The organism is Sulfitobacter sp. W027 (assembly GCF_025143985.1).
GTDB lineage: Bacteria > Pseudomonadota > Alphaproteobacteria > Rhodobacterales > Rhodobacteraceae > Sulfitobacter.
On record NZ_CP083564.1, the window covers coordinates 46,446 to 58,670 of the forward strand.

A 12,225-nucleotide genomic window follows, 5' to 3' on the forward strand; every position below is an offset into this window, starting at 1 on the left:
CTCATGGCTAAATCACTGGCTGTCTCGCCGCTCGCCCCGGCCCGTTTTCCCGAACTGCCGGTCATCGACGGCGTGACTTTTGCCACCATCGCCGCTGGCGTGCGCTATCAGGGCCGCACCGACGTGATGTTGGCGAAGCTGGCACCGGGCAGCGCTGTGGCGGGGGCGTTTACGCGCTCTGCCACCCGCGCGGCCCCGGTGCTGGACTGCCAGGCAAAAATCGGCGGCGCCTCGGATGAGGGCGCCGCCATCGTCGTGAACTCCGGCAATGCCAACGCCTTTACCGGGCGCGGCGGCACCGACGCGGTTGAGGCGATCACCGCCGCCGCTGCCGAAGCCTGCGGTGTGCCGCAATCGCGGGTCTTCACCTCCTCCACCGGCGTCATCGGCGAACCCCTCCCACATGAGCGCATCACTGCCGTATTGGGAGACCTTCACGCGAAACTTGACCCTGCGGGCATCGAAGACGCCGCGCGGGCCATCATGACGACAGACACCTTCCCCAAAGGCGCCAGCGCGACGGTCGAGATCGACGGCAAAACCGTCTCTATCGCAGGGATCGCCAAAGGGTCGGGCATGATCGCCCCCGATATGGCGACCATGCTGGTTTATATCTTTACCGACGCGGTCATCCCGACGGACGAGTTGCAGCAGCGTCTCTCGACCCATACAGAGACGACGTTCAATTGCATCACCGTCGACAGCGACACTTCCACCTCTGACGCGCTGATCATGGCCGCGACAGGCGCCTCAGGTGTCGATGTGTCGGGGAACGAAGACTTCGACGCGGCGCTGCGCGATCTGATGATTGATCTGGCGCATCAAGTGGTCAAAGACGGCGAAGGCGCGCAGAAGTTCGTCGAAGTGGCCGTCACCGGTGCCTCGAACGATACCGAAGCCAAGGTCCATGCCATGGCCATCGCGAACTCTCCGCTGATCAAAACCGCCATTGCCGGGCAAGACCCGAACTGGGGCCGCGTTGTGATGGCCATTGGGAAATCTGGCGCTGCGGCAGATCGTGACCGCCTCTCGATCCGCTTCGGCGATGTGGAGGTCGCCCGCGACGGCTGGCGCAGCCCCGACTATTCCGAAGAGGATGCGGCCGCCCATATGAAGGGCCAGAACATCGTCATCGGCGTTGATCTAGGTCTCGGCGAAGGCCGCTGCACCGTTTGGACCTGTGACCTCACCCACGGCTACATTGACATTAACGCCGACTATCGGTCCTGATCCGATGAAGACAGTGCTCGTGTCTGCCGCCGCTTTGATCGACGTAGATGGCCGTGTACTTCTGGCGCAGCGGCCAGAAGGCAAGGCGATGGCGGGGCTCTGGGAATTTCCCGGTGGTAAGATTGAACCCGGTGAGACGCCCGAAACGGCGCTGATCCGGGAGTTGCACGAAGAGTTGGGGATCGAGACGTGGGAAACATGTCTTGCCCCGCTGACCTTCGCCAGCCACAGTTACAGTGATTTTCACCTGCTGATGCCGCTTTTCGCCTGTCGCAAATGGGGCGGCACCCCGGTTTCGCGCGAGGGGCAGACCCTGAAATGGGTCCGTCCCAACGAAATGCGCGCCTATCCGATGCCCGAGGCAGACGTGCCGCTCATATCAATCCTGCGTGATTGGCTCTAGCATATAGTGGCAAAACAGCACTAGTTATCCACAATCGCTCAGCATGTTGCGTATTATTTAACCGCAGCCGCAGCATACTGAGGCACAGTTGTAATATCTGTATGAAAGGGTGCCGACATGCTGAGAACCATCACAATCGGAAGTTCCATTTACGTTCAGGGTATTTTTGTAAAGATGTTGGCTGGCGGCCGTATGGCCGTTCAGGTTGACGGAAAGATTTTCGAGGGCAAGCCAGTCTGAAAAATCTTCGTGGAACGCCTATTTAGATGAACAAATAGGCGTTCCGGCGCGTTTTCCCCGAGCATTTGGCAGGGGAATTTATGTCACCGAAGCGCGCAATCGTCATTCTGAACCGCGGTTCAGGCCGTCAAGACGGTGACCAAGCCGAAAGCACGATCCGAAACGCCTTTGCGCGGCACGGGATCACGGCAGAATTCATTCACATCGACAAACGCGGCGACCCGGCGACTGCGGCGCGGCAGGCACTGTCTATGGGCGATGGGATTATCGCTGTGGCCGGGGGAGATGGGACGATCTCTGGGGTGACCTCAGCCATGGTCGGTCAAGAGCAGCCGCTCGGGATCATCCCGCAAGGCACGTTCAACTACTTCGCACGCTCGATGGGCATCCCCGAAGACCTTGACGGCGCGGTGGACGTTATCGCTTCGGGTCAAAGCAGTCCTGTCCATGTGGCGACGATCAATGGCGAGACCTTCCTCAACAATGCGAGCATCGGCGCCTATCCAGCAATCCTCAAAACACGCGAGGGGATCTACCGCCGTTGGGGCCGTAGCCGGGTCGCCGCCTATTGGTCGGTGATCAAGGCGTTAATGGGCTTTCGAACGACGCTCAAGCTGACCATCGCGGTCGACGGGAAGGAGACCAAACTTCGCACTCCGCTCGTTTTTGCCGTCAACAACGCATTCCAATTGGATCAGATGGGCCTCGACGGGCAAGACTGCATTGCCCGAGGTGACATGGTGCTGCTGGTCGCCCCAGACACCTACCGCTTTGGCCTGCTGCGCCATGCTGTGGCTTTAGCGACAGGGATGGCCAAGCCCCATACCGATTATGAAATGCTCTGCGGTTCCGAGATCGAAATCCGCATGAAACAGCGAAAGCGCTATGTTGCGCGGGACGGAGAGATCGCGGTTATGGAAGGCCCCTACCGCCTCACCCGGGCCACGCCGCCCCTGCGTATATTCGTGCCCGAAACCGGAAAGGAGGCCGTGAGATGAGCCGTTTGATCCATCTATCCGACCTGCATTTCGGCAAGGACCGACCCGATCTTCTGACTCCGCTGCTTGAGTCAGTAAACGCCTTTGACCCCGATCTGGTAATCATCTCGGGTGATTTGACCCAACGCGCGCGCGAAAAGGAATACCGCGCAGCGCGGGCATTTATCGACCGGATCAACGCGCCGGTGTTGAGCGTGCCGGGCAATCATGACATTCCGCTTCACCGTCCCTTCACCCGTTTCCTTACGCCATGGCGCTATTACCGCCGCTGGATTGATCGTGACCTGACTCCGGTTCATGAGGGTGCGGATTTTATTGCGGTTGGGATCAATACGGTGGACCGCTTTAAATGGCAGACCGGCAAGCTCGGTCTTCGCCGTCTGCGGCGCGCCTGTCGTGCCCTGTCGGGCGGCGGAGATAACACCCTGCGCATCGCTGTGTGCCATCACCCGTTGGATCACCCCACGGAAACGCACAAGCGCCCCATTCCCGGTGCCAGACGCGCCCTGCGCCGCCTGCTGGACTGCGGTGCAGACCTGATCCTATCGGGCCACCTGCACATCTGGCACGCAGGCACATTTGCCCACCCAGCCCCGGAACATGACGGGCACCTGGCAATCCAACTGCACGCAGGCACCAGCCTCTCCTCGCGCCAGCGGGGGGAGCCGAATGACTTCAACCTGATCGATATCTCACCGCTGCACGTTAACCTTGCGCGTATCAGTTTTGACGACCGTAAAAAGGCCTTTACAAAAGCAGAGGCCCGGCAATTTGACCGGGCCTCTGGAGAATTTGTTTTGTAAGCGCGCGGCTTAAGTCAAGGTGCGTGTCACTTCTTCGCGCTCGAAAATCTCGATCACATCGCCGGGGCGGATGTCGTCGTAATTCTCGAATGCCATGCCGCATTCCTGCCCGGACTGAACCTCCGGCACTTCGTCCTTGAAGCGCTTGAGTGTTTTCAGCGTACCTTCGTGGATCACGACGTTGTCGCGCAGCAGACGCACGCCGGCGCTGCGGCGGGCGACGCCTTCGGTGACCAGACAGCCCGCAACTTTGCCCACACCGGTGACCTTGAAGACTTCTTTAATGTTGGCATAGCCAATGAAGTTTTCTTTGATCTCGGCGCTGAGCAGGCCGCTTGCAGCCGCTTTGACGTCATCCACAAGGTCATAGATGACCGAGTAGTAGCGGATTTCGACACCTTTCTGGTTTGCCGTGTTCCGCGCCGAGGCATTGGCACGGACATTAAAGCCCATGATCGGTGCGCCGGAGGCTTCGGCAAGGCCGACATCCGTCTCGGTGATCGCGCCCACACCGGAGTGCAGAACCCGAACACGGACTTCGTCGTTGCCGATTTTCTCCATCGCCTGAACGATCGCTTCGGCAGAACCCTGCACGTCGGCTTTGACCAAAATCGGCAGCTCGCTGACGTCTTCGTTCGCCTTGGCGTTGGCCATGAGCTGTTCCAGCGTCGTGGCAGCACCGGCAGCGGCACGTTTGTCCTTGGCAGCATTGGCGCGGTATTCAGCAATCTCGCGGGCCTGCGCTTCGGTTTCGGTCACGTTCAATACGTCACCGGCCTCTGGCGTGCCGTTGATGCCAAGCACCTCGACCGGGACCGATGGCCCGGCTTCTTTGACGCGCTCACCTTGGTCGTTGATCAGCGCACGGACCTTACCGTACTGCTCACCCACAACAAAGATATCGCCCTGACGCAACGTGCCGTTTTGTACCAGCACGGTCGCCACGGGGCCGCGGCCCACGTCAAGCTGCGCTTCGATCACCGCACCCACAGCGGCCCGGTTCGGGTTCGCCTTGAGTTCGAGGATTTCCGACTGCAGCGCGATGGCTTCAAGCAGATCGTCCAGACCTTGGCCCGTTGCCGCCGACACTTCGACGTCCTGCACATCACCGGACATCTTCTCAACGATAACCTCATGCTGAAGCAGATCGGTACGGACCTTATCGGGGTTCGCGGCAGGTTTATCGATCTTGTTGATCGCCACGATCATCGGCACCTTGGCCGCTTTCGCATGGGCAATCGCTTCGATCGTCTGCGGCATCACGGCGTCATCCGCCGCGACCACCAGAACCACAATATCCGTTACCTGAGCCCCGCGCGAACGCATGGAGGTAAAGGCCGCGTGGCCGGGCGTGTCGAGGAAGGACAAGACCGCGCCAGTGTCGGTCGTGACCTGATAGGCACCGATGTGCTGGGTAATCCCACCGGCTTCGCCAGCAACCACTTTTGCATTCCGGATCGCATCAAGCAACGACGTCTTGCCGTGGTCAACGTGGCCCATGATCGTGATGACAGGCGGACGACCTTGCAGGTCCTCGGGCTTGTCTTCGATCTCTTTGATGACGTCTTCAACATCAGAGTCGCTGACGCGCACAACCTTGTGGCCGAACTCTTCGATGATGAGTTCCGCAGTGTCCGCATCAATGGATTCGTTCTGCGTGACCATCATGCCGTTCTGCATCAGCGCCTTCACAACGGCGCCGGTTTTCTCGGCCATACGGTTGGCAAGCTCGGACACAACAATCGCCGGGGGCAGATTGACGTTGCGCACGATCTTTTCGCGCTCAACCTGACCACCCATGGCTTTCTGGCGCGCCCGCTCTTGCTTACGCTTCATCTGCGCCATCGAACGCTGACGGCCACCCTCACCACCGGTGAGAGCCTGGTTCACGGTCAGCTTGCCAGAACGGCGGCTGTCGCCACCTTTGCTGCGCTTCTTGGTCTCGTCGCGGTCGCGCTCTGTCGTCTTGCGCGGCGTTGCGGCGGGCATAGGCTTGTTGCCCGGCTCGCGCGCGGCGGCAGGTTCTGGGGCAGGAGCGGCAGCGGCGGCTTCAGCCTCTGCTTTGCGGCGCGCGTCCTCCTCGGCTTTCGCCTTGAGGCTTTCTTCGCGCTCACGCTCTTCGCGTTCCTTGGCTTCGATCTCGGCCCGGCGGCGCTCGCGCTCTTCGGCGCGGGCCTTTTCTTCGGCCTCACGTGCTGCTGCTTCCTCGACCTCACGGGCTTTGGCAGCCTGAACAGCCTTCAGACGACGCTCCATCTCGGCATCGGTGATGCCTGCGGGACGTTTCTTGGGATCCCCAATCGGCCCGGCACCCGGCCCGGTTGGTTTCTGGCCACCCGGCTTGGGCACCACAACACGCTTGCGCTTGGTTTCGACCACAACGTTTTTGGTACGCCCGTGGCTAAAGCTTTGCTTTACATTCCCCGGACGCGCGCCGCCGCGCAGACCCAATGTTTTTTTGCCGTCACTATCGCTCATGAAGCTCGTCTATCCTTTCGGATGGCCGTTGCCACCCTCGTTTACGCGCACGCCTTTAAGTCTACCGGCTTCCTCTACAACACGTTGCGTGAGTCCACCAGAGGCGAGCGCCCCATGTATCACAGTTTGGCGACCGAATGCCAAACCCAATTCATCCGCTGTCAACCAGCCGATGTAATGACCATAGTGTGGGGTGCTCAGCTTGGACTTTCCGCGCCCTGACCCATCTACGGCCTGTATCAATACTTCGGCCTCTTCGGATTGCAGCCAACCCTTGACCTTTTCATAGCCGGCGACCGCCTTGCCCGCTTTCCGCTGGAGCGAGATCAAGTCCACCACCCGGCGCGCCAACTGCTGTTCGACTTCGTCGATCAACCCTTCAGGCAGCGTGACCGGCTGTTTCGCCGACCGGGAGAAGGCCTTTTTCTTGACCGCAAGTTCCAGCGCGGCACGATCCGCCGCGACATAGATGCCCCGGCCCGGCAGTTTACCCAGAATATCCGGGTAAACCTGATTGTCCGGGCCGATCACAAAACGGATCAGCCCGTGTTTTGGTTGCACTTCGCCCGTGGCAATGCACTTGCGTTCTGCACCGTCAGAGCGGTCTTTCGAGGCGCCACCGCGTCCCATGTGCAACCCCCGAGGCCCGACTTAGGCCTCGGCCTCCTCGGCGTTATCGCCGTCTGTTTCTGCGTCGCCTTCGTCCGCATCACTCTCAAGCTCGGTCGGGTCGACCCAGCCCAGCATAACACGGGCGGTCATGATCATGGCCTGCGCATCTTCGAGGCTCACCTCGAAGGGCTCAAGCGCACCGTCGTCCTTAACGCGTTCGCCGTTGACCGTGGTCCAGCCGCCAGCCAGTTCCCAATCGGCACAGGTGGCGAAATCTTCCAAGGTCTTCACGTCGTCCTTGGCCAGCGCTTCTAACATTTGGGAGGTCAGACCCTCAAATTCAACCAGACTATCTTCGACACCAAGCGCACGGGCATTATCAAGCGCCGCTTTGTTCTGCGCTTCCAGCACATCACGGGCGCGGGCCTGCAATTCGCCTGCGGTGTCTTCGTCGACACCATCGATGACCAGCAGCTCGTCGACTTCGACGTAGGCCACTTCTTCGAGGTTGGTGAAGCCTTCGGAAACCAGAAGCTGGGCGAAGAATTCGTCCAGATCGAGGTTGTCCATGAACAGCTTGGTACGCAGTTCAAACTCGGCCTGACGGCGCTGGCTTTCCTGCTCTTCGGTCATGATGTCGATATCGAGACCGGTCAGCTGGCTGGCCAGACGCACGTTCTGACCACGGCGGCCAATGGCGAGCGACAGCTGCTCTTCGGGCACGACCACTTCGATCTTGCCGGCTTCTTCGTCGAGAACCACTTTCGACACTTCCGCGGGCTGCAGCGCGTTTACAAGGAACGTGGGCTGGTCTTCATTCCATGGAATGATGTCGATCTTCTCACCCTGAAGCTCGTTCACGACGGCCTGCACGCGGGAGCCGCGCATACCAACGCAGGCACCGACGGGGTCGATGGAGCCGTCATAGGAGATCACGGCAATCTTGGCGCGCGAACCCGGATCACGGGCCACGGCCTTGATCTCGATGATACCGTCATAGATTTCCGGCACTTCCATTTTGAACAGCTCGGCCATGAATTCAGGCGCGGTGCGGCTCAGGAAAATCTGCGGGCCGCGCTGCTCGCGGCGCACGTCTTTGATGTAGACGCGGATACGGTCGTTCGGGCGATAGCTTTCGCGGCCAATCTTCTCGTTGCGGCGCAGGATCGCTTCGCCAGCACCCACATCGACGATGACGTTGCCATACTCTTCGCGCTTGACCAGACCGTTGATGATCGTGCCTGCGCGGTCTTTGAATTCTTCGTACTGACGGTCACGCTCAGCTTCGCGGACCTTCTGCAAAATCACCTGCTTGGCCGATTGCGCCGCGATCCGGCCCATCTCAACCGGGGGGACTTCTTCGACGTAGGTGTCGCCCACCTTGGGGTCGGCCATGTATTGCTTGGCCTGATCGACGGTGAACTCAGCCTGATAGTTCTCAAGCTCTTCGTCCTCGACCACGGTGCGAACGCGGGTGAAGGTGGCCTTGCCGGTCTTGCGGTCGATGTCGACCCGGATGTCCATCTCGGCGCCGTAGCGGGACTTGGCGGCACGGGCGAGGGATTCCTCCATCGCTTCGACGACCAGACCGGGGTCGATCATCTTTTCGCGCGCCACCGCCTCGGCGGTTTGCAACAGCTCAAGCTGGTTTGCAGATGTAATGGCCATTAGGTGTCTCCCTCAGCAGACTCTTCAGTCTCGATATCATCAAAATCGGTTTCGTCGATCGCACCAGACGCCTTGCGCTGGCGGAGCATTTCTTTGATCAGGTCGTCGGTCAGGACCAGCTTCGCGTCACTCAGCCAGTCGAACTGCAGGCCAATGGTGCCTTCTTCGACGTTGATCAGCACTTCTCCACCTTCGACGCCTGCCAACTCGCCCTTAAAGCGGCGGCGGCCGTCGATCAGCTCGGTTGTTTCGATCTTGGCCTCATAGCCCTCGAACGCATCAAAATCTTTGAGCCGCGTCAGCGGACGATCGATGCCGGGGCTTGAAACCTCAAGCGCGTATTCGTCAAGGATCGGATCTTCGACATCCAGAACCGCGCCGATTGCCTGAGAAATCTTGGCGCATTCATCCACTTCGATCCCGCCATCAGGCCGGTCGGCCATGACTTGCAGGATCGTGGACTTGCCCGACATCAGGCGGACGCGCACCAATTCAAAACCCATGTCCTCGATCACAGGGGTGATGATCTCGGCCAGACGGCGGTCAATGGCGGCTTTGGCAATCAGGTCGTTCGACATGAGACATCCAATTTAAATCAGGCAGTTTCGTTCAGGCATAAAAAAACGGGCGCGCGGCCCGTGTTCAAGATCGGTGGAGCCTTCGGTTTGGACCCGAAAGCGCCGCTGTTGAGAGGGGATATAGGCCGAATGCCGCGAAACTGCAACCCCCGTCAGCCGAACCACCAGCGCTCGGGCGCACGCAGGTTATCCATCGGCGCTTGGCGTCCGGGGTTGGGGGGCTGGCGCAGATCGCCCGACAGGGCGCTGACCCCACCGGCACTGTCGGTCTGAAGCGTCACATCGCCCCGTTCGCGATAGCGCGGGCGGGCGGGCAAATCCGCTGCATCAACAAGCCTTTCGCTCAATGCCTGCGCGCGCACCTCCCGCGCCGGGATCGAGACAAGCTCGACCGTATCGAACCATCCGGCGATGCCGTCTTTGTAATGCGTCTCTACCCGCTCGGCCAAAACCTGACGCCCGGCGGAAAAGCGCCGCAGACGGTAAAGCCCGGTGCCGATCCCCGCCTCAGGGGCATGGGCGGGGCGGATCACATAGCGCGGTTCGGACAGCAACAGCGGCAGACCGGGATTCGCTTGGGGCAGGGTGATCTGCACATGCAGGGCACCCCGCGCGGAAATCTCAGTTTGAGGCAGTACCCTTTGCAGAGTGGCTACCACATCGTTTGCGGTTAGCGGGCTGCCGTCGTGAAACCGCACATCGGGCCGGAGATCAAACCGCCACTGTCGCGCACCCTCGCTCGCTTGCCAGCCGGTCGCCAACTCCCCTTTCAGGATGCCGTTGCCCGCCACTTCGGTCAGCGTGTCGAAGATCAGCCCTTGCCGCGCGACCTGCATGAAAAGCCCGTCACCCTTCAGCCAATCGTCCTGACGCGTCGCTCCTGAAAGCGCCAGCCGCAGCCGCCCACCTCGGCGCGGCGGCTCGCCTGCACTTGCCCCCGTCGCGGCCAACAGAGCGGCCGCCGCACCGGTGGTAAAAAGCGCCCGGCGATCCAGCAGAGAGTTACGCCCACTCATCGCTGACCAATCCTATCCATCGTGCGCACAAGTTCCGCGCTGATCCCCGGCTCTGACAGCGCGTGGCCTGCGTTGCGGATCATCCGCAGATCGGCATTGGGCCAGCGTTCAGCCAGCGCATAGGCACCGGCAGGCGGGCAGATCATGTCGTAACGTCCCTGTACGATGACGCCCGGAATATGCGCGATGCGCCCCATATGTTCGAGGATCTGACCGTCGAATTCCAGAAAACCATTGTTGGTGAAGTAATGGTTCTCCAACCGCGAGAACGCCCGCGCATAGGCCGAAGGACCGCCATGCGAAACGCCATCGGAATGCACCGACGCCAGCGCGTTTTCCCAAGCGGCCCATGCGCGGCCATAGTCCTGCTCGACCCGCAGATCGCCCGAGAACAGCCGCCGGTGATAGGCCGCAATGAGATCGTCGCGCTCGTCTTCGGGGATCAGGTTCACAAAGCGCGCCCAAAGCTCGGGCCAGAACCGCCCGGCCCCGCCGCCGTAGAACCAATCAAGCTCGGCCTGCGTCATCAGGAACACGCCGCGCAGGATCAGATGACGCACCGCTTCTGGATGCGCTTGCGCATAAATCAGCGCCAGCGTCGCCCCCCAAGAACCGCCAAAAACCATCCATTTGTCGATACCCAGTGTGCTGCGAATCAGCTCGATATCCGCGACCAAATGCCATGTCGTGTTGTCCGTAACCGACGCATGCGGGGTGGAGCGCCCGCAGCCGCGCTGGTCGAACAGCACCACCCGGTACACCTTTGGGTCGAAATACCGCCGCATCGCCGGGCTACAGCCGCCGCCGGGGCCGCCATGGAGCACGACAACGGGGATACCATCGGGGTTGCCGCATTGTTCGACATAGACCTGATGTCCCTGCCCCACAGACAACATCCGCTGGTCGAAAGGCTCAACCGGCGGATAAAGATGCGCTGCGTCGCGTTTTTGGTCGGGATACTTGTCCATTGCCGCCCTATATAGTCATTGAACCCAAAAGAGCACAGGGAGATCAGAATGCAAGCGGATCAATCAACCATCGACCCCGCCGAGATCGCCAAATTCGAGGCGATGGCCGCTGAATGGTGGGATCTGAACGGCAAGTTCAAGCCGCTGCACATGCTGAACCCTTGCCGGTTGGACTATATCACCAATCAGATCGCCGGGGAGTTTGACCGCGATTTGACTTCTCCCACCCCCTTTGAAGGTCTGCGCATCCTCGACATCGGCTGCGGTGGCGGGCTGCTATCTGAACCCATGGCGCGGCTTGGAGCCGACGTCGTGGGCGCTGATGCGGCTGCGGGTAATATCCCGGTTGCGCAGGTGCATGCCCATCAGTCGGGGTTGGACATCGATTATCGCCACACCACAGCCGAAGCCTTGGCGGAAGCGGGTGAAAAATTTAATGTCGTTCTGAACATGGAGGTCGTTGAGCATGTCGCCTCGCCCATCGACTATCTGACGGCTTGTCGCCGTTTGCTGAAACCCGGCGGGCTGCACATCTGCTCAACGCTGAACCGCAATCCGAAGTCCTTTATGATGGCGATTGTCGGGGCAGAGCATGTGATGCGCTGGCTGCCCAAGGGCACGCATGACTGGAACAAGTTCATCACACCGGATGAACTTTTTGACCTGCTGAACCGCGCCGGATTGGAGCCTGTTGACCGCAAGGGTTTCGTCTTTAATCCCGTCGCATGGTCTTGGCGTCTGTCGGATCGGGATCTGAGCGTGAACTACGTTACGGCCAGCCTCAACCCTGGCTCAACTGACGCCTGAGCGCGCGCAGGATCGGCAGCGTGGCGCGGACCTGCTCTTCGCCCAGATCATCCACCACGTTGGAAATCATCGGCGTGATCGCGTTCACCGCTGCATCCCGCGCTTGTCGCCCGGCAGGGCTGATCGCGACCATCTTGCGCCGCGCGTCATCCCAATCGGGGCGGATATGGACATAACCGGCCCATTCCAGCTTGCTCAGCGTGTTGGTCATCGCCCCGCGCGTGACGTTGAAGGTCTCTGCCAGTTGCGCGGGCGAGCGTTCTCCGCCGTGCCACGACAGGGAGTTCAGCACCGAAAAGTGCGAGATCTCCATCCCGCGCGGAAGAACCCGCGTGAGGCGACTGCGCACCTGTTGATCGGCGGCCAGCAATTCACCGAACAGCATGATCGCAAGTGTGTTTTTATCGTCGGTCATCTTAGGTCC

12 protein-coding genes are annotated in these 12,225 nt (G+C 60.5%); 5 read left to right on the top strand and 7 right to left on the bottom strand.

The features are described 5' to 3' along the window. Positions 1-3: 3 nt before the first annotated feature. The 4 genes from argJ (at position 4) to K3759_RS00210 (ending at position 3,674) form a co-directional block, all read left to right on the top strand. Positions 4-1,230: a bifunctional glutamate N-acetyltransferase/amino-acid acetyltransferase ArgJ gene (gene argJ, locus K3759_RS00195; RefSeq protein ID WP_259983505.1), complete on the top strand. Its 1,227-nt coding sequence runs from the start codon at positions 4-6 to the stop codon at positions 1,228-1,230. Between the two features lie 4 nt (positions 1,231-1,234). Next, positions 1,235-1,633: an 8-oxo-dGTP diphosphatase MutT gene (gene mutT, locus K3759_RS00200; protein WP_259983506.1), complete on the top strand. Its 399-nt coding sequence runs from the start codon at positions 1,235-1,237 to the stop codon at positions 1,631-1,633. A gap of 320 nt (positions 1,634-1,953) precedes the next feature. Continuing rightward, the gene (locus tag K3759_RS00205) at positions 1,954-2,871 is read left to right on the top strand and encodes a diacylglycerol kinase family protein (RefSeq protein WP_259983508.1); all 918 of its coding nucleotides are present in this window, start codon (positions 1,954-1,956) and stop codon (positions 2,869-2,871) included. Continuing rightward, positions 2,868-3,674, top strand: coding sequence for a metallophosphoesterase (locus K3759_RS00210; RefSeq protein WP_259983509.1), 807 nt, complete (start codon positions 2,868-2,870; stop codon positions 3,672-3,674). Before K3759_RS00205 ends, K3759_RS00210 begins: the two co-directional genes overlap by 4 nt. Positions 3,675-3,683: 9 nt before the next feature. On the opposite strand, the gene infB is transcribed toward K3759_RS00210, so the two are convergent. The 6 genes from infB to pip all read right to left on the bottom strand — a co-directional run bounded on the left by infB (position 3,684) and on the right by pip (position 10,994). Then, a complete protein-coding gene (gene infB / locus K3759_RS00215; RefSeq protein ID WP_259983510.1) occupies positions 3,684-6,152 on the bottom strand; it encodes a translation initiation factor IF-2 in 2,469 nt (822 codons plus the stop codon). Between the two features lie 9 nt (positions 6,153-6,161). Next, on the bottom strand, positions 6,162-6,782 hold the full coding sequence (locus K3759_RS00220) for an RNA-binding protein (protein ID WP_259983512.1): 621 nt from the start codon (positions 6,780-6,782) through the stop codon (positions 6,162-6,164). Positions 6,783-6,803: 21 nt separating this feature from the next. Further along, positions 6,804-8,432 carry a transcription termination factor NusA gene (gene nusA / locus K3759_RS00225; protein WP_259983513.1) on the bottom strand — a complete coding sequence of 543 codons (1,629 nt, stop codon included), beginning with the start codon at positions 8,430-8,432 and terminating at the stop codon, positions 6,804-6,806. Continuing rightward, positions 8,432-9,010, bottom strand: a complete 579-nt coding sequence (gene rimP / locus K3759_RS00230) for a ribosome maturation factor RimP (protein WP_243261793.1) — start codon at positions 9,008-9,010, stop codon at positions 8,432-8,434. The genes nusA and rimP overlap by 1 nt, the downstream gene beginning before the upstream one ends. Before the next feature lie 152 nt (positions 9,011-9,162). Further along, entirely contained in the window at positions 9,163-10,026 is an 864-nt protein-coding gene (locus K3759_RS00235) for an ABC transporter substrate-binding protein (protein ID WP_259983515.1), read from the bottom strand. After that, positions 10,023-10,994: a prolyl aminopeptidase gene (gene pip, locus K3759_RS00240; protein WP_259983517.1), complete on the bottom strand. Its 972-nt coding sequence runs from the start codon at positions 10,992-10,994 to the stop codon at positions 10,023-10,025. The genes K3759_RS00235 and pip overlap by 4 nt, the downstream gene beginning before the upstream one ends. Before the next feature lie 48 nt (positions 10,995-11,042). Between pip and ubiG the strand changes: the two genes are divergently transcribed. Further along, positions 11,043-11,801 (top strand): bifunctional 2-polyprenyl-6-hydroxyphenol methylase/3-demethylubiquinol 3-O-methyltransferase UbiG, encoded by a 759-nt coding sequence (ubiG, locus tag K3759_RS00245; protein ID WP_259983519.1) that lies wholly within the window; start codon positions 11,043-11,045, stop codon positions 11,799-11,801. On the opposite strand, the gene K3759_RS00250 is transcribed toward ubiG, so the two are convergent. Beyond that, entirely contained in the window at positions 11,776-12,216 is a 441-nt protein-coding gene (locus K3759_RS00250; RefSeq protein WP_067627893.1) for a MarR family winged helix-turn-helix transcriptional regulator, read from the bottom strand. The genes ubiG and K3759_RS00250 overlap by 26 nt on opposite strands. Positions 12,217-12,225 lie beyond the last annotated feature (9 nt).

Bases quoted from the DNA above. Each gene is read 5' to 3' on its own strand.
- K3759_RS00205 (WP_259983508.1), top strand. From the start codon at position 1,954: ATGTCACCGAAGCGCGCAATCGTCATTCTGAACCGCGGTTCAGGCCGT.
- infB (WP_259983510.1), bottom strand. From the start codon at position 6,152: ATGAGCGATAGTGACGGCAAAAAAACATTGGGTCTGCGCGGCGGCGCG.
- pip (WP_259983517.1), bottom strand. From the start codon at position 10,994: ATGGACAAGTATCCCGACCAAAAACGCGACGCAGCGCATCTTTATCCG.
- argJ (WP_259983505.1), top strand. From the start codon at position 4: ATGGCTAAATCACTGGCTGTCTCGCCGCTCGCCCCGGCCCGTTTTCCC.
- ubiG (WP_259983519.1), top strand. From the start codon at position 11,043: ATGCAAGCGGATCAATCAACCATCGACCCCGCCGAGATCGCCAAATTC.
- mutT (WP_259983506.1), top strand. From the start codon at position 1,235: ATGAAGACAGTGCTCGTGTCTGCCGCCGCTTTGATCGACGTAGATGGC.
- K3759_RS00235 (WP_259983515.1), bottom strand. From the start codon at position 10,026: ATGAGTGGGCGTAACTCTCTGCTGGATCGCCGGGCGCTTTTTACCACC.
- nusA (WP_259983513.1), bottom strand. From the start codon at position 8,432: ATGGCCATTACATCTGCAAACCAGCTTGAGCTGTTGCAAACCGCCGAG.
- K3759_RS00210 (WP_259983509.1), top strand. From the start codon at position 2,868: ATGAGCCGTTTGATCCATCTATCCGACCTGCATTTCGGCAAGGACCGA.
- K3759_RS00250 (WP_067627893.1), bottom strand. From the start codon at position 12,216: ATGACCGACGATAAAAACACACTTGCGATCATGCTGTTCGGTGAATTG.
- K3759_RS00220 (WP_259983512.1), bottom strand. From the start codon at position 6,782: ATGGGACGCGGTGGCGCCTCGAAAGACCGCTCTGACGGTGCAGAACGC.
- rimP (WP_243261793.1), bottom strand. From the start codon at position 9,010: ATGTCGAACGACCTGATTGCCAAAGCCGCCATTGACCGCCGTCTGGCC.